The organism is Streptomyces griseoflavus (genome assembly GCF_014649995.1).
Taxonomy (GTDB): domain Bacteria; phylum Actinomycetota; class Actinomycetes; order Streptomycetales; family Streptomycetaceae; genus Streptomyces; species Streptomyces griseoflavus.
Window position 1 is genome coordinate 271101 of the sequence record NZ_BMUC01000003.1, and the last position, 21385, is coordinate 292485.

At 74.1% G+C, this 21385-nt stretch carries 20 protein-coding genes; 10 read left to right on the forward strand and 10 right to left on the reverse strand.

Annotated elements, in window-relative coordinates; all coding sequences use genetic code 11:
- Window positions 1–15 precede the first annotated feature (15 nt).
- Complete coding sequence (locus IE172_RS09925; RefSeq protein WP_189558922.1) at window positions 16–693, reverse strand: uracil-DNA glycosylase; 678 nt, start codon at window positions 691–693, stop codon at window positions 16–18.
- Between the two features lie 112 nt (window positions 694–805).
- On the opposite strand from IE172_RS09925, the gene IE172_RS09930 reads away from it, so the two are divergent.
- Complete coding sequence (locus IE172_RS09930; protein ID WP_190096762.1) at window positions 806–1813, forward strand: N-acetylglucosamine kinase; 1008 nt, start codon at window positions 806–808, stop codon at window positions 1811–1813.
- An 84-nt stretch (window positions 1814–1897) separates the two neighbouring features.
- Window positions 1898–2818, forward strand: coding sequence for a sirohydrochlorin chelatase (locus IE172_RS09935; RefSeq protein ID WP_190096763.1), 921 nt, complete (start codon window positions 1898–1900; stop codon window positions 2816–2818).
- Between the two features lie 78 nt (window positions 2819–2896).
- Here IE172_RS09935 and IE172_RS09940 read toward each other — a convergent pair whose 3' ends face one another.
- Both IE172_RS09940 and IE172_RS09945 read right to left on the reverse strand, forming a co-directional pair.
- Window positions 2897–3931 (reverse strand): lactonase family protein, encoded by a 1035-nt coding sequence (locus IE172_RS09940; RefSeq protein ID WP_190096764.1) that lies wholly within the window; start codon window positions 3929–3931, stop codon window positions 2897–2899.
- An 85-nt stretch (window positions 3932–4016) separates the two neighbouring features.
- Window positions 4017–5504: an FUSC family protein gene (locus IE172_RS09945; protein WP_190096765.1), complete on the reverse strand. Its 1488-nt coding sequence runs from the start codon at window positions 5502–5504 to the stop codon at window positions 4017–4019.
- A 193-nt stretch (window positions 5505–5697) separates the two neighbouring features.
- Between IE172_RS09945 and IE172_RS09950 the strand changes: the two genes are divergently transcribed.
- From IE172_RS09950 to IE172_RS09960, 3 genes are all read left to right on the forward strand, one after another.
- Window positions 5698–6174 (forward strand): Lrp/AsnC family transcriptional regulator, encoded by a 477-nt coding sequence (locus IE172_RS09950; protein WP_190096766.1) that lies wholly within the window; start codon window positions 5698–5700, stop codon window positions 6172–6174.
- A 19-nt stretch (window positions 6175–6193) separates the two neighbouring features.
- Window positions 6194–6889: an HAD family hydrolase gene (locus IE172_RS09955; RefSeq protein ID WP_190096767.1), complete on the forward strand. Its 696-nt coding sequence runs from the start codon at window positions 6194–6196 to the stop codon at window positions 6887–6889.
- Between the two features lie 587 nt (window positions 6890–7476).
- The gene (locus IE172_RS09960; RefSeq protein ID WP_190096768.1) at window positions 7477–8226 is read left to right on the forward strand and encodes a DUF4142 domain-containing protein; all 750 of its coding nucleotides are present in this window, start codon (window positions 7477–7479) and stop codon (window positions 8224–8226) included.
- Window positions 8227–8243: 17 nt separating this feature from the next.
- On the opposite strand, the gene IE172_RS09965 is transcribed toward IE172_RS09960, so the two are convergent.
- Complete coding sequence (locus IE172_RS09965) at window positions 8244–9020, reverse strand: LysR family transcriptional regulator substrate-binding protein (RefSeq protein ID WP_190096769.1); 777 nt, start codon at window positions 9018–9020, stop codon at window positions 8244–8246.
- A gap of 58 nt (window positions 9021–9078) precedes the next feature.
- Here IE172_RS09965 and IE172_RS09970 point away from each other — a divergent pair, with 58 nt between their 5' ends.
- On the forward strand, window positions 9079–9471 hold the full coding sequence (locus tag IE172_RS09970) for a DUF5997 family protein (protein ID WP_190096770.1): 393 nt from the start codon (window positions 9079–9081) through the stop codon (window positions 9469–9471).
- A gap of 206 nt (window positions 9472–9677) precedes the next feature.
- Entirely contained in the window at window positions 9678–10163 is a 486-nt protein-coding gene (locus tag IE172_RS09975) for a hypothetical protein (RefSeq protein WP_190096955.1), read from the forward strand.
- Here IE172_RS09975 and IE172_RS09980 read toward each other — a convergent pair.
- Entirely contained in the window at window positions 10132–10434 is a 303-nt protein-coding gene (locus tag IE172_RS09980; RefSeq protein ID WP_190096771.1) for a hypothetical protein, read from the reverse strand. The two genes, IE172_RS09975 and IE172_RS09980, sit on opposite strands and share 32 nt — an antisense overlap.
- Before the next feature lie 195 nt (window positions 10435–10629).
- Here IE172_RS09980 and IE172_RS09985 point away from each other — a divergent pair, with 195 nt between their 5' ends.
- Window positions 10630–11700, forward strand: coding sequence for a DNA polymerase III subunit beta family protein (locus IE172_RS09985; protein WP_190096772.1), 1071 nt, complete (start codon window positions 10630–10632; stop codon window positions 11698–11700).
- A 56-nt stretch (window positions 11701–11756) separates the two neighbouring features.
- On the opposite strand, the gene IE172_RS09990 is transcribed toward IE172_RS09985, so the two are convergent.
- Both IE172_RS09990 and IE172_RS09995 read right to left on the reverse strand, forming a co-directional pair.
- Window positions 11757–13007, reverse strand: coding sequence for a cation:proton antiporter (locus IE172_RS09990; protein WP_190096773.1), 1251 nt, complete (start codon window positions 13005–13007; stop codon window positions 11757–11759).
- Window positions 13008–13011: 4 nt separating this feature from the next.
- Window positions 13012–13482, reverse strand: a complete 471-nt coding sequence (locus tag IE172_RS09995) for a cation:proton antiporter regulatory subunit (protein WP_189558936.1) — start codon at window positions 13480–13482, stop codon at window positions 13012–13014.
- Window positions 13483–13780: 298 nt separating this feature from the next.
- On the opposite strand from IE172_RS09995, the gene IE172_RS10000 reads away from it, so the two are divergent.
- Window positions 13781–14617, forward strand: a complete 837-nt coding sequence (locus tag IE172_RS10000) for a universal stress protein (RefSeq protein ID WP_190096774.1) — start codon at window positions 13781–13783, stop codon at window positions 14615–14617.
- A gap of 196 nt (window positions 14618–14813) precedes the next feature.
- On the opposite strand, the gene IE172_RS10005 is transcribed toward IE172_RS10000, so the two are convergent.
- From IE172_RS10005 to IE172_RS10015, 3 genes are all read right to left on the reverse strand, one after another.
- Window positions 14814–15191, reverse strand: coding sequence for a CU044_2847 family protein (locus tag IE172_RS10005; protein ID WP_190096775.1), 378 nt, complete (start codon window positions 15189–15191; stop codon window positions 14814–14816).
- Between the two features lie 80 nt (window positions 15192–15271).
- Complete coding sequence (locus IE172_RS10010) at window positions 15272–19621, reverse strand: nSTAND1 domain-containing NTPase (RefSeq protein ID WP_190096776.1); 4350 nt, start codon at window positions 19619–19621, stop codon at window positions 15272–15274.
- Window positions 19622–19783: 162 nt separating this feature from the next.
- On the reverse strand, window positions 19784–20206 hold the full coding sequence (locus IE172_RS10015; RefSeq protein ID WP_190096777.1) for a secondary thiamine-phosphate synthase enzyme YjbQ: 423 nt from the start codon (window positions 20204–20206) through the stop codon (window positions 19784–19786).
- Between the two features lie 89 nt (window positions 20207–20295).
- Between IE172_RS10015 and IE172_RS10020 the strand changes: the two genes are divergently transcribed.
- On the forward strand, window positions 20296–21375 hold the full coding sequence (locus IE172_RS10020) for an NAD(P)-binding domain-containing protein (protein ID WP_190096778.1): 1080 nt from the start codon (window positions 20296–20298) through the stop codon (window positions 21373–21375).
- Window positions 21376–21385: the final 10 nt, after the last annotated feature.

Consider the following 21385-nt stretch of genomic DNA (forward strand, 5'->3'; position numbering starts at 1 on the left):
GCCCGCGCCGCCGGGTCAGGGCAGGCGCCACTCCACCGGCTGCGCGCCCTGGCGGACCAGCAGGTCGTTGGCCCGGCTGAACGGGCGGGACCCGAAGAAGCCGCGGTCGGCCGACATGGGTGACGGATGAGCCGACTCGATGGCCGGGAGGTCTCCGAGCAGCGGACGGCAGTTGCGGGCGTCCCGCCCCCACAGGATGGAGACCAGGGGCTTGCCGCGCTCCGCCAGCGCCCGGATCGCCTGCTCGGTGACCTCTTCCCAGCCCTTGCCCCGGTGGGCGGCCGGTTTGCGCGGGGCCGTCGTCAGCGCCCTGTTGAGCAGCAGCACGCCCTGCTCGGTCCACGGGGTCAGATCGCCGTTCGACGGCCTGGGCAGGCCCAGGTCGGAATGCATCTCCCGGAAGATGTTCTCCAGGCTGCCCGGCAGGGACCGCACCTCGGGCGCCACCGCGAAGCTCAGCCCGATCGCCATGCCGGGCGTCGGGTAGGGGTCCTGACCGACGATCAGGACCCGTACGTCGTCGAAGGGTTGCTGGAAGGCGCGCAGGACATGGGCGCCCGCGGGCAGATAGGTGCGCCCCGCCGCTATCTCGGCGCGCAGGAAGTCCCCCATCGCCGCGACGCGGTCGGCCACCGGTTCGAGGGCCTTCGCCCAGCCCGCTTCCACCAGTTCATGCAAAGGTCTTGGTGCCACGCACGGACTCTAGCGACAACGGCGCCCCGGCTCACACCCGGCCACTGGACCGCCCCCGCGTTCCGGGCGCTACTCTTCGTCCTCGTCGTGCGGCAGGGAGAAGGTGAGCGCGTTGACCGTGACCGGTTACCTCGCCGTGGACTCCGGCGGTTCCGGACTGCGGGTCGTCGTCGGGGAGACCGGGCGGGGGCCGCTCGCCCGGGCCGCCTCGGACGTACCGGTACGGACCGGGAAGCGCGGCATCGACCCCGGGCACCTCATGGAGCAACTGGTGCCCATGGCGCGGGCGCTGTGCGCCGAAGCCGGGGTCGGACCGCTGCGGACGGCCGTCGTCGGCGCGGCCGGGATGGCCGGCCTGGGGGACGCGCTGCGCGCGGAGCTGCCGGGCGCCTTCGCCCGTGACCTCGGGGTCCACCGGCTGGCCTTGGCGGCCGACGCGGTCACCGCGTACGTCGGCGCCCTGGGAACGCGGCCCGGTGCGGTGATCGCCGCGGGCACGGGCCTCGTCGCGACCGGCACCGACCTGACGGGCTGGCGGCGGGCGGACGGCTGGGGGCACCTGCTCGGCGACTGCGGCGGCGGCGCCTGGATCGGGCGGGCGGGACTGGAGGCGGCACTGCGCGCCCACGACGGCCGGGAGGGCGGCTCGGCGCCGCTGCTGGCGAGCGCCCAGGAAGTGTTCGGACCCGTGACCGGGCTGCCGGGCCGGCTGTATCCGCGCACCGACCGGCCCGCCGTGCTCGCGTCCTTCGCGCCGCGGGTGGGCGAGTGCGCGACCGGCGGTGATCCCGTCGCCGAGGACATCCTGCGGGCGGCGGCCCGGCACATGGCCGACTCCGCGGCGGCGGTGTGCCCGGTGGAGGGCGAGCCGGCGGTCGGCCTCACCGGGGGCCTGTTCCGCATGGGGGCCGCGCTGCTCGTCCCGGTGGAGGAGGAACTGGCGCGGCGCCTGCCGGCCGCACGGCGGGTCGTGGCGGAGGGGGACCCGCTCGCGGGCGCGGTGCGGATCGCGGAGGAGCTGACCACCGGTTCGTCGGCCCTCCCGGGCGACGCGACGATGCTCCGCGTCACGGGCCGGGAGGGTGAGGACGTCACGCACCCGGCCGGCGCCCGTTCGTAACTCATCAGACAAAACCGGACGGATACCGCTCACCTGCCCCCTCCCCGAACAGGGGGACCCGGGAAAGCACTAACATGCCGCAACATGAGCACCCCCACTGGGCCCGCGTCCGGCCTGCCAGTACGAATGCCGCGCCCCCGCCAGCCCGGGCGGCACCGCCGTCCCGAGCCGCTGACGGCTCCCGAGGACGCGCCCGCGCTCGTCCTCGCCGTGCCGGGTGCGCCCAGCAGTGCCACCCGCTCGCTCGCCGAAGAGGTCGTGAGCATCGCCCGTTCCGAGCTGCCCGGTCTGGACGCCCGGATCGGCTACCTCGACGGTGACGGGGAGTCCCCCTCGCTGTCGGCCGTGCTCGCGCACGCGGCCGAGGAGCGCACGGCCCGTTTCGAGCAGGCCCGTGCCGCCGGTATGGACGTCAAGGAGCCCGACGGTCCCGTCGCCGTCGTCGTGCCCCTGCTGGCCGGCCCGGACAGCGCGCTGCTGCGCCAGGTCCGCCAGGCCGTGATGGACAGCAGGGTCGCCGCCGAGCTGACCGACGTGCTGGGTCCGCACCCGCTGCTCGCGGAGGCGCTGCACGTGCGGCTGTCGGAGGCCGGTCTGGCCCGCGCCGACCGTGCCCGGCTGTTCACCGTGGCGACCGCCGCGGACGGCATCATCCTCGCCTCCGTGGGCGGTGACGAGGCCGTGCAGGCGGCCGGGATCACCGGCATGCTGCTCGCCGCGCGCCTCGCCGTGCCGGTGATGGCGGCGGCCCTGGACCAGGAGGGTTCCATCGCCTCCGTGGCCGAGCAGCTGCGCGGCTCCGGTTCGCAGCAGCTGGCGCTCGCGCCGTACCTGATCGGCCCGGAGATCGACGCGAGCCTGCTCGAGGAGGCCGCGAGGGAGGCGGGCTGCTCCGCCGCCGAGGCGCTCGGCCCGTACCCGGCGATCGGCAAGCTGGCCCTGGCCAAGTACACGACCGCCCTGGGCATCGCCCCGCCGCAGGCGCAGAACACCCCGGCCCGCTGACGCGGACCCGGTTCACGCAGGACGCCGAAAGGGCCCGCTCCGGAAGACGGAGCGGGCCCTTCGTCGTGTCCGGCACGGTCAGCGGGTGACCACCACGCAGGACGCGGCCGGCACCGGGAGCGAGCCGCCGCGCCGCGGTACTCCCGTGTCCGGGTCGAGCGCGAACCAGGTCACGTCGCCGGAGCGCTCGTTGGCGACGTACAGGACGCCGTCGGCCACCGTGACGGCACGGGGCCAGTGGCCGCCGCAGGACACGGTGGTGAGCAAGGTGAGTGCCGCGCCCCGCTGCTCCACCGCGAACACGGACAGGACGTCCTCGCCACGGGTCGCGGTCCACAGGAAGCGCCCGTCGTCCGAGACGGCCACGCCGGAGGGGTAGGCGTCGCCCGCCGGGGCGCCGGGCAGCACCGGGACCTCGGCCAGCGGCTTCAGTACGCCGACGGCGGCGTCCCAGCGGCAGACGACGAGGGTCGGGGCGAGTTCGTTGAGGACGTACGCGTGCGAACCGCCGGGGTGGAAGGCGAGGTGCCGCGGTCCCGAGCCCGGGCGCAGGGCGGTCTCCCGGTGCGGCGCGAGGGTGCCGCCGGCCGGCGCGTACACCCGCACCGAGTCCGTGCCGAGGTCGACGCCGACCGCCCAGCGGCCGCTCGGGTCGGGTTGGATCTGGTGGGCGTGGGGTCCCTGCTGACGCTGCGGATGGGGGCCGGAACCGCTGTGCCGGAGGACTCCGGAGACCGACCGGGCGAGGGTGCCGTCCTCGCGGACCGGGACGGCGCTGATACTGCCGGAGCCGTAGTTCGCGGTGAGGAGGTGCCCGGCGAAGAGGCTGAGGTGGGTCGGTCCGCTGCCGTCCACCGGGACCTCGCGCCCGGCCGGCCGCGGTCCGTCACCGGTGACGTGGAACGCTGCCACGGCGCCCTCAGCCGTCTCACTGACCGCGTACAGGGTGCGGCCGTCGGCCGACAGGGTCAGCCAGGACGGGTCGGGTACGGCGTCCAGGACGCCCAGAGGGGTCAGCGCGCCGCTGCCGGGGGCGACGGCTGCGGTGACGATGCCCGGGCCTCCCGCCGCCGTGAACGACCCGATGAACGCCCGCCGTCTGCCGTCCGTCACGGCTGTCCCCTCTCCTGCGATGCCGACCGGGGGTGACGGTAACAGCCGATCACCCACGGTCCGGGGCCGGAGGGGTGTGTCCGCGTCAGGCTCCGAGCAGCGGGGAACGGGACGGCGTGCGCAGGGGTGCGGCGAGTTCGGCGAGGGCGCGCTCCAGGCCGTGGAGGTGGGCGAGGGCGGGTCCGGCCTCCGCCGGGGCGGTCCGTACCTCGATGTCGCGGCCTCCGGTGAGCGCCTCGACGGCGGCCTCCACCCGCCGGCAGGCGGCGGTCAGCCGGGCGTCGTGCGAGGCCTCGGGGTCGGCGGCGACGGCGACGAGGCCGCGGATCTCGCGGGCGCAGTCGTCGAGCAGGCCGAGCACCCGGCGGGCGCGCCGCTTCCGGCCGAGCACCGGGTTCAGCGGGTGCACCAGCGGGGCCACGGACAGGCGCACCCGGGCCAGCAGCTGCTCCAGCTCCGCCACCGCCGGCGCCGGGTCGGCGTCCGCGGCTCCGGCCAGCCGCGCGGCGGCCTGCGCGGTGCACGTGTGGACGCAGCGCAGCGCCCGCTGGATCCAGACGTCCGTGATGCTGTGCGTGGTCACGGGCAGGACGAACGCCACCGCCAGCGCGGCGCCGAGCGCGCCGACGCCGGTCTCCACCAGCCGCAGGGCCAGCAGGCCGGGGGTGAGGACGCCCAGCAGGCCGTAGAGCATGGCGGCGAGCACGGTCACCCAGAGCATCATCCAGGTGTAGGACACGGCGGCCGTGTAGAAGATGCCGAAGACGCAGACGGCGACGACCAGGGCCGTGAGCGGCCCGTCGCCGTGGGCGGGGACGGCGACGAGGAGCGCGAGCCCGATGCCGATGAAGGTGCCCAGCACGCGCCGGAAGCCGCGTACCAGGGTCTCGCCGCGTGAGGTGGTGTTGACGAAGACCCACCAGGCGGCGCCGACCGCCCAGTACCAGCGCTGTCCGGACACCAGCTGGCCGACGACCAGGGCGAAGCCCGCTCCGGCGGTCGCCTGGACGGCCTGGCGGGTGGTGACCCGGGCCAGTCCGGTGCCGGCGGGTGGCGCCGGCACGACGGGCGGGGGCAGCCGGCGCTCGTAGCACCACGCTCCGAACCGCACCGAGGCGGCGGCGAGCACGGACAGCAGGACGGAGGCGTACAGCTCGGGCAGCTGGTCCGGCGTCGTGTGCAGGAACTGCGCGGCGAAATACGTCATGAACGCGAAGACCCCGAGGCTGTGCCCGCGGGGGCCCCAGCGCCGCGCGTACACGCCGAGACCGACCACGGCGAGGAAGGTGAGGTCGCGGGCGACCGGCTGGTCGTGGAGCAGGGCCGCGGCGGCGAGGACGGGCAGGCCGGCGGCGGGCAGCAGCGCGGTGGTGACGGCCTGTCCGCGCACGGTGGCGTCGGTGACGGTGAACAGGGCGAGCAGCGCGGCGAGCCCGCCGGTGACGACACCGGTGAGGGTGTGCCCGGCGAGACCGCAGACGACGACGGCCAGCCCGATGCCGGGCACGGCCCGCGCCGCGAAGCGCAGCCGTACCCGGCCCGGGTCCGGGGCCATGAACACCCTCGTCAGCACTGCTCGCCGCCCCCTGAGATCTCGTGGCATGAGAAAGGCGCCGCGGTGGTCCGCAGCGCCATTGACGTCTCCATATCAGCATCTCCGCCGCCAGTGGCTCAACAGGCTCTCGCCAGGCTGCGCCATTGGTACAGTGCTCGCGGCATTCCTCCGGCCATCGCCGTGCCAATGGCCGACACCGGGACGGGACCCCATGGCCGTCGACGAGCTCGACACCCGCATCCTGCGGCTGCTGCTGGAGCAGCCGCGCACCAGCGTGCGCGAGTACGCGCGGATCCTCGGGGTCGCCCGCGGCACGCTGCAGGCCCGGCTCGACCGGATGGAGCGCGAGGGTGTGATCACCGGCACCGGCCCGGCCCTCTCCCCCGCCGCGCTGGGCCACCCCGTGCTGGCGTTCGTGCACATCGAGGTCACCCAGGGGCATCTGGACGAGGTGGGCGACGCCCTGGCGGCCGTGCCGGAGATCGTGGAGGCCTTCTCCATCACCGGCGGCGGGGACCTGCTGACCCGGGTCGTGGCGCGTGACAACGCCCACCTGGAGGACGTGATCCAGAAGCTGATCAGCTTGCCGGGAGTGGTCCGCACCCGCAGTGAGGTGGCGCTGCGCGAGCGGGTGCCGCACCGGCTGCTGCCGCTGGTGGAGTCGGTCGGCCGGACGGTGCGCAGGTGAACCCTGCGATCATGTCCCCATGAGCACCCTCGATGGCCTCTCGGTCCTCTTCGATCTCGACGGAACGCTGGTGGACAGCGAGCCGAACTACTACGAGGCGAGCCGGCGCACGCTCGCCGAGTACGGGGTCCCGGAGTTCACCTGGGCCGAGCACGAGCGGTACGTCGGCATCAGCACACGCGAGACGGTCGCCGACTGGCGCCGGCGGTACGGGCTGTCCGCCCCGGCGGAGGAACTGGTCGAGGTGAAGAACCGCCACTACCTGAAGCTGGCCGGCGCCTCGACCCGGGTGTTCCCCGAGATGCGCGCGTTCGTCGGACTGCTGGCGGCGGAGGGGGTGCCGATGGCCGTGGCGTCGGGTTCGACGACGGAGGCGATCGGCGCGATCCTGGCCGGCACGGGGCTGGACTCGCACCTGCGGACCGTGGTCTCGGCCGACGAGGTCCCCCACGGCAAACCCGCTCCCGATGTCTTCCTGGAGGCGGCGCGCAGACTCGGCGCGGATCCGGCCCACTGCGTAGTGGTCGAGGACGCGGCCCCCGGCGCCGCCGCCGCGCACGCCGCCGGGATGCGCTGCATCGCGATCCCCTATGTCGCCGCGCAGACCGACGCGCCGGAGTTCGCCGCCGCCGACCTCCTGGTGCGGGGCGGGCAGGCGGCGTTCACGGCGCGGGCGGCGCACGCCTGGCTGGCGGAGTCCGCCCGCCGCCCCTGACCGCCGGCGCCCGTCCAGCGCCTCCCGGCGAACGGCCGGAACCGGTCACCCGGGGGCGCTGACGTCTCCGACGCGCCCCGTCACCCGCTTCGCCGGCCTGACGCCCGGTCATGCGCGGGACGCCCCACCGGAACAGGGCACGATCCGCTGCCCTCCCTCACCCGCGTGCCGGGCGGCCCGCCGCACTTCACCCCGGACGGCATCGAACTGGCCCCCTTCGCCGAAAGGGCCGAGGCCCCCCGCACGTCCACCTCCGGCGCTCCGGACCGCGTGTGATCTTCGGCACGCCGGACTCCGGTGTCGCCCGCCCCGCCCGGGCGGACGGCGTCACCCTGCTGGACGAGATCTGGGCCGGCGCCCCCCTGCCGCGGCAAGGAAGCGCTGGTCAGGCGCGTGCGGACGGTGGTGGACAACGGGGTGCGGGCCGGTCCGCTGCGACCGGCCGACGGCGCCGGGGTGGTGAGCACGGCCCGGCGGGCCGCCCGCGCCCGCTGAACGCGTCCGGAAATTCTTTCCCGAAACGGTGACTGTCTCGCGTCCGGAGTCCGTACTTCCTGCTGTTGGGCCGTTCGATCCCAGGAGGCACGATGCGCATCTCGCGCAGCACGGCAGGAACCGCGTTCGTGGGCGGAGCCATGATCCTCACCCTCACCGCGCTCGCCTATCCCACCATGCTGGGCGTCCAGAACACATCGACCAAGCCGGACCGGGTGGTGGCCAACACCAACTACGGCCCGCTGACCGAGGCGGACCGCGACTTCGTGGTCAAGGTCCGCGCGGCCGGGCTGTGGGAACACCCCCTGGGACTGCTGGCGATGGAGCGGGGCACGACGCCGGAAATGAAGGAGGCGGGCGAGCACCTGGTCGTCGGTCACGGACGGCTCGACGCGTCCTGCCGCAAGATCTCCCTGGAGCTCGGCATCACGCTGCCGAACCAGGCCTCACCGCAGCAGCAGGGTTTCGTGGAGACCATCAGGGCCACCACCGGCAAGGAGTTCGACTCCACGGCGGTGAACATCATGCGCGTGACGCACGGGCAGATCTTCCCCGCCATCGCCAACATCCGGGCCAACACCAGGAACACCCTCGTGCGGCAGCTCGCCGACCAGGCCAACGACACGGTGCTCGACCACATCACGGTGCTGGAGAAGACAGGGCTGGTCAACCACGAGCAGGTCAACTTCCAGCAGACCAGCCCACCCAAGATGCCGGCGGAGCAGGTGACCCCGCCGGCGCCGCAGGCGGGCGCGCCGGTCCTGGTGCTGGAGATCCCCGAGGCGCTGAAGGACCTCAACACGGTCTCCCCGGCCCCCTCACCGTCCTCGACGGTCAAGTAGGGAGTCGAGCCCGACGGTCACGATCCGCGGCGGGGCCTGCCCCGCCGCGGGTTCTTCGTGGTGCCCCCGCCGCCCGGGCCGCGGCCGCCGGACCTGCCGCTCCCCCGGGACGCGCCGGGCTGCTGCCGGCGCCGGCCGGCGGCGTCGGTCCGCTCGCGCTTCTTCTCCGGCGCCTGCTGCTGCGGGCGGCCGCGCGTGCTGTTGACGGTGCGGCCGCGGACGATCCCGATGAAGTCCTCCACCCGGTCCGTCGTCGCCGCCTCCGGCCAGGCCAGCGCCACGGCCGACTCGGGAGCCGCTTCGAGCGGCCGGTGGGTGAGGTCCTTGCGGTGGTGGAGGCGGGCGAGGGACAGCGGTACCACGAGCACACCGATCCCGGCCGCGACCAGTTCGATCGCGTCCGCCGTGGTGGCGGGCCGTTCCAGCGCGGGCCGGCCGGGCAGGCGCTCCCAGTCGAGCACGTCGTCGAGGGGGTGCAGGACGATCTCGTCGGCCAGGTCCTCCGGGGTGACCGCGTCGACGGCCGTGACCAGGTGGTCCTTCGGCACCACGACGACCGTCCGCTCGGTGTAGAGGGGGATCGCGCTCAGCACCGTACGGTCGACGGGCAGCCGGACGAGACCCGCGTCGGCGTCGCCGCCCAGCAGCAGTGCCTGCGCCGTGGCCGCGGGCACCTGGGTGAGGTCCAGCGGAACGTCGGGCAGCCGCTCGTTCCAGACGCGCACCCATTTGCCGGGCATCACGCCGGGTACGTACACGAGCCGGAACGAGGGGGGGACTTCCGAGCCTGTCACCTGGCCAGGTTACCGGCCGTGGTCGGCGGTCGCGCACGCGCTCGATACCCTGGACGCCATGACGCAACACCAGAGCACCCAGACGATGAAGCCCGCGACCGCGGCGAAGAAGCTGGGTGTGTACCTCGAGGCCACCCCCGACGATTTCCGGGAGGGTGTCGTCTCACGCGCCGAGCTGAACGCGCTCCAGGCGGACCCGCCGCAGTGGCTGCGGGACCTGCGCCGCGACGGTCCGCACCCCCGGCCGGTGGTCGCGGCGAAGCTGGGCGTGTCCATCGCCGGTCTCGCGCGCGCGGGAGTCACCGAGGCCCTCACCACCGAGCAGATCGAGACGCTCAAGCAGGAGCGCCCCGAGTGGCTCGAGCGGGAGCGTGCCACCCAGGCCGACGTCCGCAAGGAAGCGGCCCGCATCAAGAAGCGGAACGCCGAGCGCGCCCAACGGGACGGCTGACCCTTCCCGCGCCCCGGACGCCCCCGGCCGGTTCTCCCGGTCCCGGGGGCGTCGGCGTCTCCGGGACCGGGAGAACGCGCCGCCCCGCGGGAAGGGGCCGCAAACGCCAGCCCGCGCCACCCTTCCGGTGGCCGGGAACATCCACGAGCATGGCCCGTACCGCACGCGCCCGCAGCGGCGCGGCCGACCGCGCCCGGGGTGGGGACATGCACAGCGTCATGTGGAAGCAAGCCGTCGAGTGGCTGGCCGCGGCGGCCACGGACCCCCAGGAGTGCAAGCGCGAGTGGGACCACGGCAAGGGGACCGCGCTGCTCGCGGCAGGCCGGTACTGGGACGTGCTCAGCGTGCCCGACCGGCTGGGGCTGCTCGCCCTGGACATCCTCTGGCGCGACCCGCTGAAGGCGCCCGGTCCCACACTGGTGGACGTCACGGCCCGCAGGGTGGGCTTCTTCCTGCCGCCCGATCCGGTCAGCGAGTGGGTGGGGTTCGGCGTGCGGCACGTCGGCAGGGGGTCCTGGGTCGCCGTACCGCCGCCGTACCGGCCCGCGGGACGGCTGGAGTGGCTCGTCCCACCGGACGGCACCGGCGCGCTGCACTCCCCCGGCCCGCTGGAACTGGCTTTGCGCAGGGCGACCGGCACGCTCGCCGTGCTGGCCCCGGTCAACGCGGAGGCGGCGGCTCCGGGCTGGTGAGCGGCTCGTCGCCGGCCGTGGGCCCGAGGAGGGGTGACGGCACGAGGAAGGGGACGGCCAGGACCGTCGCCCTCTCGCTCACGGCCGGGGCGGCGAAGGAGGCCCACAGACCGTCACGGTGTTCCGGGACGCTGTGCCCCCTGGCCCGCCATTCGGCGACCAGCGCCGTGTAGATGGGCGTGTGTCCCGCGTATCCGCTGGTGAGTTCGGCGTACGGCCGGCGCGCGGCGTCGGGCCCGAGAAGGCGCCGTGCCGTCCCAGTGCTGTCCATGCCGGAGCAACGCGCCCTCGTGCGCCGGTGGTACGCCCGATGGCTCCGGGTCCGCCCCGCGGGGTGAAGCCGTCACCCGGACAGCCGTAGGGGCGGCGGGGGTGCGGCGGCCCGGGTGCGGCACCGGTCATGCGGCGGGCCGGGGTTGACCCTCGACCTTGTCGAGGGATCAGGGTTTCGGGTGTGGAGAACGAGATGCGCAGCATTGGCGAGATGGCCCGGGAGAGCGGGCTGGGCGTGAGCGCCCTGCGGTTCTACGACCGGACCGGCGTCCTGGTCCCCGACCGGGTCGATCCGGTGAGCGGCTACCGCTGGTACGGCCCCGGGCAGCTGGACGAGGCCCGGCTGCTGGCCCGGCTGCGCCGGGCCGCCATGCCACTGGCGGACATCCGGCTGGTACTGGCCGGCTGGACGGGCGCCGACACCGATCTCGTACGGCAGCTCCTTCAGGCGCATCTGCGCCGGCTGGAGCAGGGGCTGTCCGGCGCCCGCGAGGAGTTCTCCGCGCTCCGACGCCTACTGGACCAAAGGGAGAACCCCATGACCTCGCTCCGTAGCGACACCGCCACCCGGCTGTCCCTCTCCGGCCCGGACCTGGCCGCCGCGCTGGACGCCGTCCGGTTCGCGGCCGGTACCGACCCGGAGCTGCCGGTGCTCGGCGGGATCCACTTCGACGTCGAGGACGGCACGCTGCACGTCGTGGCCACCGACCGGTACCGGATGGCCGTGGCGCGCGTCCGTGCCGACGGGCACGGCGGGCCCCGCGTGCAGGTGACCGTGCCCCGTCCGCTCGCCGACGCGATGCGGGCGCTGCTGGACGGCGGCCGGGACGTGCGGCTGGCCGTGGACGGTGACCGGGTGACCCTGGAGGCCGGGGACCGGCAGGCGGCCGGCCCGTGCCTCGGCCACGACTTCCCCGACTACCGGCGTCTGGTCCGTCTCCCGGAAGGGCGGCGCACGGTACTGGACGTGCCGGCGTTCCGTGAGGCGGTGCGCACCGGCCCCGTGCGGGAGCAGGACGGGGCCCCGGGCGACCTCACCGTGCTGGCGGTGGCGGACGACGGATCGGTCACCGTCGCCGGGGAAGGGGCGGCCGGGGAGGGCCTCGTCGCCGTCAACCGGGCGTTCCTGCTGGACGCGCTGGCCGCCGGGGCACGCGACCGGCTGGTCCTGGAGTCGGGCGCTCCGACGACGCCCCTCGTCGTCCGCAGGCCGGAGGACGCCGGCACCTTCTCGCTGCTGATGCCGGTACGGCTGGAGAGCTAGGAACGGCCCGGCATTCTCGGGGCCCCGTCCGCACCGGGCGGGCGGGGCCCCGGCGTTCAGCGTTCGATGCCGCTGTCCTCCACGGGCTCCAGGGTCTCCGCGGCCGGCGGCGTCGCGCTCCGCGCGGGCACGCTGTCGGCCTTGGCCGTACGGCGTGCGGTCAGGGCCAGCGCGATGGGCTCGGTGTAGCGGGCGGTGAGCGGTCCGAGGACGACCAGGACCAGGACGTACGCGGTGGCCAGCGGACCGAGGTCCGGCTCGATGCCGGCGGTGACCGCGAGGCCGGCGATGACGATGGAGAACTCGCCGCGGGCGACCAGGGTGCCGCCCGCGCGCCAGCGGCCCTTGGGGGAGATGCCGGCCCGGCGGGCGGCCCAGTACCCGGTCGCGATCTTCGTCAGCGCGGTGACGACGGCCAGCGCGAAGGCGGGCAGGATCACCGGCGGAATGGACTGCGGGTCGGTGTGCAGCCCGAAGAAGACGAAGAAGACGGCGGCGAACAGGTCCCGCAGCGGCGCGAGCAGGTTGTGCGCGCCCTCGGCGACCTCGCCGGACAGGGCGATGCCCACCAGGAACGCGCCCACGGCGGCGGACACCTGGAGCTGCTGGGCCAGGCCCGCGACCAGCAGGGTGAGCCCCAGCACGACCAGCAGCAGCTTCTCCGGGTCGTCGCTGGAGACGAACCGGGAGATGACCCGCCCGTAGCGGACGGCGACGAACAGCACGAGCCCGGCGACGCCCAGCGCGATGGCCAGGGTGACGCTGCCCGCGGCGAGGCTGACGCCGGCCAGCAGGGCGGTGATGATCGGCAGGTAGACGGCCATCGCCAGGTCCTCGAGCACGAGGATGCTGAGGATGACCGGGGTCTCCCGGTTGCCGAGCCGTCCGAGGTCGCCGAGGACCTTCGCGATGACGCCGGAGGAGGAGATCCAGGTGACGCCGGCCAGGACGACGGCGGCGACCGGACCCCAGCCGAGGAGCAGGGCCAGGGCCGCGCCGGGCAGGGCGTTCAGCGCCATGTCCACGAGGCCGGCCGGGTACTGGGTCTTGAGGTTGGAGACCAGGTCGCTGGCCGTGTACTCGAGGCCGAGCATGAGCAGCAGCAGGATCACACCGATCTCGGCGCCGATCGCCACGAACTCCTCACTCGCGCCGAGCGGCAGCAGCCCGCCCTCGCCGAAGGCGAGGCCGGCCAGCAGGTAGAGGGGGATCGGGGAGAACTGGAGGCGTCCGGCGAGGCGGCCCAGCAGGCCGAGCCCGAGGATGATCGCGCCGAACTCGATCAGGAAGATCGCGGAAGAGTGCACTCGCTCACTCCCGCCCGAGAATCGCGGCGGCGGCGTCGATGCCCTCGCGGGTGCCGATCAGGATCAGCGTGTCCCCTCCGGCCAGCCGGAAGTCGGGCGCGGGCGAGGGGATCGCCTCCGCCCGCCGCAGCACGGCCACGATGGACACGCCGGTGTCGGTGCGCATCCGGGTCTCCCCCAGCAGCCGCCCGTTCCAGTGGGAGACGGAGGACAGCTCGATGCGCTCGGCGACCAGTCCGAGGTCGGTGGTGTGCAGCAGGTTGGGGCTGTGGTGGGCCGGCATCAACGCGTCGATGAGCGCGGCCGACTCGGCGACGGTCAGGCGCAGCGACCGGGCGCAGGCGTCCGGGTCGTCGGAACGGTAGACGTTGACCGTACGGGCACCGTCGCGGTGCGCGATCACGGACAGGTGCTCGTGCTCACGCGTGGTGAGGTCGTATTTCACGCCGATGCCCGGCAGCGGCGTCGCGCTCATCCGTGGAGCAGGCACAGCCCGTCCCCTTCCCGATTCTTCTGATGTCGTCCGGCGCGGGGCGCCCGACCGGCCGCGCCGCGGCACTGGTGATCGACCCCCACGGGGGTAATGGTGCCATCCCGCCAAACGGCCGGAACATGGGTGTTGCCACGGATGGACAGGGCGCCGGTGCGCCGGGAAGGATGACGGCGGAGACCGTGTTTCCGCAGCTGGAAGCCCTCTTCCCGGACAGTGCGGCGACGCGTGCGGGGCCCGCGTCGCGGGTACTCGGAGCGCGCCGCGGGGACGGGAGTGTGAAGTGGACGACACGGTGATCGTGGGAGTGGACGGTTCGCCGTCCAGTCTCGTCGCGGTGGATGTCGCGGCACACGAGGCACGGCTGCGCGGGGCGCGGCTGCGGATCGTGCACGCCTTCAGCCACCCGTCCGACCTGGACCCGATGATCCACGGAGTGCTGGCGCAGGCGGAGCAGCGCGCTCATGACCGCACGCCGGGGCTGGAGATCACCCGGACCGTCGCGTCGGGCGAGACGCTGACGGTGCTGCGCAGCGAGTCGCGGCACGCGGTGCTGACCGTGGTCGGTGAACGCGGCCACACCGGGTTCGGGGGTCTGCTGCTGGGGTCGACGGTGGTGCAGCTGGCGGCGCACGGGCACGGCCCGCTGCTGGTGGTCCGCGGCCGGCAGGATCCGCGGGGGCCGGTCCTGCTCGCCGTCGACGGTTCACCGGCCGGTGCGGCCGCCGCGGCCTTCGCCTTCGCCGAGGCCGCGCTGCGCGGGGCGCCGCTGGTCGCGATGCACGTGTGGAACACCTGGAGCGAACAGACGCCGTACGAGAGTCCGGGCGATCCGCCGACCGTGGTGGTGGACCTCGACCGGCTCCGGCAGCGGCACGAGCGGCTGCTCGAGGAGGCGGTGGCGCCCTGGCGTGCCGCGTATCCCGGGGTGACGGTGGAGTCCCGTCCGGAGCGGGCCCGGGTGCGTCACGCCCTGCTCGACGCGTCGCGGGACGCCCAGCTGGTGGTGACCGGGGCCCGCGGACACGGCGGTTTCGCCGGGATGCTGCTCGGTTCGGTCAGCCAGGCGCTGCTGTACCACGCCGACTGTCCGGTCGCCGTGGTCCGTGCCGAGCAGTGAGGCCGTACGCGCAAGGGCGGAGCCGGCCGTCGCGGGGGCGGTGGCGGGAGACGGGTGTGCCGGGCCGGCGCGGCTTCACGGGGCGATGACGGCCCGCACCAGGGTGCCGTGCGCGGACCGCGGCACCGAGGTCTCCACCGCGTAGGCGTCGACCGGGGCGGTGGGCCGCCCCGGTCCGGGGTCCACAGCGGTGCCGTCAGGACCCGGATGCCTGACTCCGTTCCGGGGTCCAGGTCGCGGTGACCGTCAGATGTGCCTGTCCGCTACCGCTGACGATGCCGAGTTTGAGGTCGTGTCCGAGCTGGACGCCGAAGGTGACGGACACCTCGGCGGGCGGGGTCGCCCCGGTGGTGACCGCGTCGTGCACGTCCTGGACCAGTGAGCCGAGGGGTTGCAGCGTCGTGCGCAGCGCGGCGGCGACGGTGGCGTCACCCCGCCGGCGTCTGGCGACAGGAACGAGCGGGCCGATGCCGTCCGGTGTCCGCTCCGCGTCGGAGACGGGACGCCCCGTGGGTTCGACCAGGAAGTGAACCGTGGTTCCGTCCGAGAGCGCGAAGTCCTGTGAATCGTCCATGCGGATCATTGTGCGGGCAAGGTCCCCGCCGGACGGCGGAGTTGCCGGACTCGGGCGTGGGATCCTCCCGAGCCCGGAGGTCAGGCGCAGGGCGGCTGGTCCGGGGTCCCGTCCGGCAGCAGCTTGCGCTCGGCGGGTGTGTAGTCGCGGCCCGCGACCTCGCACAGGGCCCGGAACTGGGCCTCGGGACGCAGGTCGAAGGTCCGGCGGCGCAGGGTGAAGGACTGCTGCACCCCTCCGAGGTACACCGTCAGCCGGTTCCCCCGCACGAAGGCCGCCGCTGTGTCGGGCAGGTGCATCGTGGTGGAGTTGCCGGCGTCGGCCAGGTCGTGGATCGTCACCTGACCGCCGCGGGAGGTGAGCACCCGGTTCCCGTCGGCGACACCGATCAGGTGTCCGTCCGCGGAGCCGGACGCGCTGCCGGGCAGTTCCTCGCCCTCGTCGACATCCCATACGTGCACCTCTCCGCCGTATTTCTGGACGGCGAGACGGGAACCGCGCTCGTCGAAGGCGAGCGGGCCGGCGGACGGGGCGTCGGTCGTGAAGAACGGCGCCCGGATCGCGAGCCCTGACAGGGTTCTGATGTGCCGGGGGGCGCGAAGGTCCCACAGGAGGACGTCGCCGAAGCCGGCACCGGGCCGGGTCACCAGCGCGACCTGACCGGGATGGTGCGGCCGGGCAACGATGCGGCCGCGGGTGAAGATGTCGTCGAGGGTACCGTCGCCGGCTCGTTCCGGATCCGAGTAGGCGGGGACCGGCCGCGTCAGGAGGCTTCCGTCGGCGACGTCCACCCGGGCGAGGTGACCGCCGACCGTCAGCAGGCCCATCTCGCTGCCGCCCAGGGCGGTGAGATCCTCCACCTCGCTGCCTTGGTGGCCTTGTTCCTCGGCCGCTGCCTTCGTTCCGGGCAGCACGCCGTCGAGTGGCACCTCGTCCTTCAGGTTCCGTACCGGATACGCGGCGAGAAGGTTGCCCTGCCTGCTCCACACCACGATCCGCTGTGAATCCGCGGTCCAGGAGGGCACCCAGGACGACGCGTCGGCGAGGAACGGAAGCGACACGGACTGCCGCCGGGCGCCGGACACGTCGACGACCTGCAGTCTGCGCTGGTCCGCGATGGCGATGAACCGTTGGTCCGGGGAGATGCTGGTGACCGGATCGTTCTGCGCGGCGCTGATCCGTCCGCGGCCGTACCGCTCGGCGCGCACGATCAGGAGCGCGGTACCGAGCGGCGCCAGGACGACCGCCTCGCCGTCGGGACGGGGTACCACCGCGAGGCCGGCGCCGGCGAGGTCCTTGTCACGGGCGCTCGGAATGCGGGCGGTATGAGCTCGCCCGGTCCTGAGGTCGGTCAGGATCCTCTCGTCGTAGAGGCCTGCGTCGGTGCCGTTCGAGGAGTCGTCCGACGGCACGTGGAAACGCCGGGTGTGGTCCATGAGCCCGGAGACGTCGGGCAGTTCGGTGCGGGGGCCCGGGGTGGTCCCCAAGGGCTGCGAGTACGAGGTGTCACCGTCCTGGCGGACGAGGAGTTCACCGCCTGCCGCCAGCCTGGCATCCGAGGACAGGTTGTTGTCGATGGTCTCGCTGTACCGCAGCCGGGCCGTGCGGAGGTCCCTGATCTCGATCCGCTTGTCCTCCACGCCGGAGGTGTAGCTGATGGTCGCGATGGTATGACGGTCGGACGTGAACGCCGCCTCCTGCGCTCCCCTCTCGGGGAGGAGCCCGTCCGGCAGGTGGATGCGAGCACCGGATTCGGTCTCCCACGCCTCGGCGAACGCCGGCGGGCACTTCGGGAGCGGGGAGCAGCCGGACGAGGGCTTCACGGTCAGCAGGAGCCGTTCGCTGTCGCTGCTGAAGTCCAGGGTGCCGTTCACTGTCTGCATGCCCGTCGACGCGTGGACGGTGGACAACAGCTCGGGTCGCAGGGAGGAACCGTCCAGTCGCCACAGGTGCACGGTGTCGTGGGAACCCGTGGCGGCGAAGAAGCGGCCGTCAGGGCTCAGAGCCCGCACCTGTACCGGTCCCTCCGGGACTCCGAGCAGCTCACGGGCTCGTGGCGTGCCGCTCAGGGCACCGGTGACCACGGTGTACCTGGGCTGTTCGCTGCGCTGCGTGGACGTGACCACCTGCACACGACCGTCCGGGGTGGACGTCATGTCCACGGCCCGCCCGGTCCAGACCGACGGGTGACTGGCCAGCAGGTGCTGTCCGCGGACGTACTGGCTCAGCAGGGCCTGGCGGGTCGTGGCGGTCGGACGGGCGCCGTAGGCGGCCAGCGCGAGTTGCAGGGCCGTGGCGGGATCGTCCGGCCGGCGCGCCTCGGAGGCCTGGGCGAGGAGCCCCGCGGCCTGCACGCGGAGCTGCTGTTCGGCACGCTGCAGGCCGCGCCAGGTGGAGACCGCCAGGACGACGGAGAGCGCCGTGAGCATGGCGAGCACTCCCACGGCGGCCCTGCGCACGCGCACCTTCCGCCGGGAGTGACGGCGGCTCAGCTGGATGTAGGCGCGTTCCTCGGCGGAGACGTCCTGGCGGTGCCCCTCGAGTCTGAGGTCCGCCTCGGCCAGGTCCGCGCCGCTCAGCAGACGCGCGGGATCGTTCCGCTGCGCCTGCCAGCGGCCCACGTCGGCGCGCAGCTGCTCCTGCCAGGCACGGAAGTCCCGGGACTCCACGAGCCAGGCCCGGAGGAGCGGCCAGAGGTCGGTCAGTGCCTCGTGTGCCAGGTCGACGATCTCCTCCTGCCCGGATTCGCCCGGGGCGTACGAGAGGACGAGGAGTTTCCCCGACCGGGTGAGCTCGCGGACGAGCGCGAGGAGTTCCGGCGCGAGGTCGGTGGTGCGGGCCGGTCTGCGGACGAAGGTGTCGCCGTCACCCGGCCGCGCCAGCTGCGCGAACAACCGGGGAGCCAGTTCCTGCTGTTCCCGTGTCAACCGGGCGTGCACGCCGTCCGCGTGGCCGACCAGGGCCCCCGCCACTCCTCCGAACGCGTCGTAGGCGGCATGGGTGAGCATCGCGTTGCTGCGCTGCTGCCACAACTCGGTCAGGGCGAACTGGACCAGCGGCATCCGTCCGGGCTCATGGCCCGCGTCCGCGACGATCCTCTCGGGCAGCCCCGGCTCGAACCACAGCCCCGGCACCGCGTCGACCGGAGCGGTCACCGCGCGCTTCAGGTCGTCGTCGCTCAGCGGCGCGAGGAACTGCACGGCATCACTGACGACGTCGGACGTGCCGGCCGTCACCAGGACGTCCAGGGAATCGGGACGCGCCGTGGCGACGACCCACAGGGCGGCCTCACCGGGTCGGCCGGCGAGGCCGGACAGTATGCGGAACAGTTCGCGCGCCTCGGCCGGGACGGCGCGTGCGTACTCCTCGAGCTGGTCCACGAAGAGCACGTGCCCGGCGCTCGGGACGCGGGCCGTCAACCTGACGCGCAGCTCCGCGAGGACGTCGTCACCGTCGGCGAGGAGCCGGGCCAGGGCCTCGGCCCTGGTGAGGCGTTCGATCTCGCCGAGTCCCGGTTCCAGGACATCGGTCAGGGCCCGGGCGAGGATCGAGGTCGCCCGGGCGCCCGGGACGGGACGCACCTCGGAGGCACTGACACCTTCGTCCCGTAACCGGGGCAGCACGCCGGCCCGCAGGAGGGAGGACTTCCCGCATCCGGAGGGCCCCACCACCAGCACCACCGACCTCCGGTGAAGGGCCTTCATCACCCGGTCGGTGTCGGCGTCGCGGCCGTGGAAGAACTCCGACCGATCCTCGGTGAAGGACTCCAGTCCCTGGAACGGGCAACGCGCCGGCATGGTGTGCTCGTCGACCAGATCGGCCGACGGCAGCAGATAGGCGGTGCTCTCCCCCCGGTGAGCGGCGACGGTCATGCCGACGACCCCGCCCTGGGCGTCGTCCCACACCGGGGACCCGCTGAACCCCTCGGTGACGCGGGGCCCGGGCAGGTGCGCCTCCATCTGCAGGAGGCCCGTGCCCTGGCCGGCGCGCAGGGTGCCCCGCACCCAGACTCCGTGATCCGCCCCGTCCGGGTGCCCGAACACCCGGAACGGATGCTCCCAGACCGCCGTGCCGTCGACGAGGCCCGCCGGCCGCGCCCCCTCGACGGGCCGGTCGAGCCGCAGCAGGGCGACATCGGCTCCCCCGTGACGCCAGGAGACCACGCTCGCCCGCGCGGAGGGACGGGCCGACAGGAGCGGGAAGTCGAGGCGCACCGACCCGTCCGGCGCCTCGTCCACGGGATCCGGAAGGCCGAAGGCCTCTTCCACGACGTGTGCGCACGTGCACACCAGGTCCGCGGCGACCAGGAAGCCGGCACCGGCCACCTCTCCGTCGACCGCGCGTATCCGCACCTGCGAAGTCGCCAGGACGTCGCTCCGCCACTCCGCGGCCATGGCCCGCACCCCTTCGTCCCTGAACGGAGCACCCACGATCCACCGCCACCCCGGCAAAGACAACTCGCCGCGCCTTTACGGCGGTTGTCACCTGGAGTGGGGGGCGGGAGACGCTCCGGCGACGGATCGGGCCGCGGCCACCGTTCCGCCGCGCGCACGGTGCGGGGGGTCCGGCGGCCGCGCCGAGGCCGGCACCGCTCAGCCCAGGAAGCTGAGCCGCACCCGGCGGTCGGGGTTGTCCTTGTTGGTGTCGACCAGGCACACCGACTGCCAGGTGCCCAGTTCCAGTCGTCCGTCGACCACCGGGAGGGTCGCGTGGGGCGGGACGAGGGCGGGCAGGACGTGGTCGCGGCCGTGGCCGGGGGTGCCGTGGCGGTGCTGCCAGCGGTCGTCGGCGGGCAGCAGCGTGTGCAGGGCGGCCAGCAGGTCGTCGTCGCTGCCGGCGCCGGTCTCGATGACGGCGATCCCGGCCGTGGCGTGCGGCACGAAGATGTTCAGCAGACCGTCGCGGCCGGCCGCCGCCTCCCGCAGGAAGGACTCGCAGTCGCCGGTGAGGTCGACGATCCGCTCGCCGGAACCGGTGGTGACGTTCAGGACTCGGGTGGTGAAGGCATCGGACATGCCCCCATCCTGGCGGACGGGGCGGGCGGCGCGCGGGAGCGACGGGAAGCGACGGGAAGATCCACGTCCCGCGAGGCGTTGGTAGAAGCGTGAACAAGGTGCGCGAGGTCGAGGTGGTCGTCGTCGGGGCGGGGCAGGCCGGGCTGTCGAGCGCCTACCACCTGCGGCGGGCCGGACTGGAGCCGGACCGCGACTTCGTGGTGCTGGACCACTCCCCCGCGCCCGGCGGCGCCTGGCAGTTCCGCTGGCCCTCGCTGACGTACGGCAAGGTGCACGGGATGCACGCGCTGCCCGGCATGGAACTCACCGGCGCCGATCCGGCGCGGGCCTCCTCCGAGGTGATCGGCGAGTACTTCGCCCGCTACGAGCGGACCTTCTCCCTGCGGGTGCGGCGGCCGGTGGACGTGCGGGCGGTGCGGGAGGGGCCCGGGGGCCGGCTGCTGGTGGAGTCCTCGGACGGCACCTGGGCGACGCGGGCGCTGATCAGCGCCACCGGCACCTGGGACCGGCCGTTCTGGCCGCGCTACCGGGGCCAGGAGACGTTCCGGGGACGGCAGTTGCACACCGCGCAGTATCCGGGCCCCGAGGCGTTCGCCGGGCAGCGGGTGGTCGTGGTCGGCGGCGGCGCCTCGGGCACCCAGCACCTGCTGGAGATCGCCCCGTACGCGGCGGCCACGACGTGGGTGACCCGGCGGCCCCCCGTCTTCCGTGAGGGCCCCTTCGACGAGGAGGCCGGGCGTGCGGCCGTGGCGCTCGTGGAGGAGCGGGTGCGGCAGGGACTGCCGCCGCGCAGTGTCGTCTCCGTGACGGGACTTCCGCTCAACGACGCGATCCGGCGGGGTCTCGCGGACGGCGTGCTCGACCGGCAGCCGATGTTCGACCGGATCACACCGGACGGCGTGGAGTGGGAGGACGGGCGGAAGGTGGCGGCCGACGTCATCCTGTGGGCCACCGGCTTCCGGCCCGCCGTCGACCACCTCACCCCGTTGCGGCTGCGGGAGCCCGGCGGCGGCATCCGGGTCGAGGGCACGCGGGCGGTCGCCGACCCCCGCGTCCACCTGGTCGGCTACGGCCCCTCGGCGAGCACCGTCGGCGCCAACCGGGCGGGACGCGCGGCCGTGCGGGACATCGGGCGGCTGCTCGCGCGGGAGGAGCCGGCCGTGGCCTGACGGCGCGGGC

What these genes read in the sequence shown, in the direction of transcription:
- IE172_RS10005 (WP_190096775.1), bottom strand. Translation starts at nt 15,191, where the DNA reads ATGGACGATTCACAGGACTTCGCGCTCTCGGACGGAACCACGGTTCAC.
- IE172_RS09950 (WP_190096766.1), top strand. Translation starts at nt 5,698, where the DNA reads ATGGCCGTCGACGAGCTCGACACCCGCATCCTGCGGCTGCTGCTGGAG.
- IE172_RS09995 (WP_189558936.1), bottom strand. Translation starts at nt 13,482, where the DNA reads ATGAGCGCGACGCCGCTGCCGGGCATCGGCGTGAAATACGACCTCACC.
- IE172_RS09975 (WP_190096955.1), top strand. Translation starts at nt 9,678, where the DNA reads ATGCACAGCGTCATGTGGAAGCAAGCCGTCGAGTGGCTGGCCGCGGCG.
- IE172_RS09955 (WP_190096767.1), top strand. Translation starts at nt 6,194, where the DNA reads ATGAGCACCCTCGATGGCCTCTCGGTCCTCTTCGATCTCGACGGAACG.
- IE172_RS10015 (WP_190096777.1), bottom strand. Translation starts at nt 20,206, where the DNA reads ATGTCCGATGCCTTCACCACCCGAGTCCTGAACGTCACCACCGGTTCC.
- IE172_RS09970 (WP_190096770.1), top strand. Translation starts at nt 9,079, where the DNA reads ATGACGCAACACCAGAGCACCCAGACGATGAAGCCCGCGACCGCGGCG.
- IE172_RS09985 (WP_190096772.1), top strand. Translation starts at nt 10,630, where the DNA reads ATGCGCAGCATTGGCGAGATGGCCCGGGAGAGCGGGCTGGGCGTGAGC.
- IE172_RS09960 (WP_190096768.1), top strand. Translation starts at nt 7,477, where the DNA reads ATGCGCATCTCGCGCAGCACGGCAGGAACCGCGTTCGTGGGCGGAGCC.
- IE172_RS09935 (WP_190096763.1), top strand. Translation starts at nt 1,898, where the DNA reads ATGAGCACCCCCACTGGGCCCGCGTCCGGCCTGCCAGTACGAATGCCG.
- IE172_RS09980 (WP_190096771.1), bottom strand. Translation starts at nt 10,434, where the DNA reads ATGGACAGCACTGGGACGGCACGGCGCCTTCTCGGGCCCGACGCCGCG.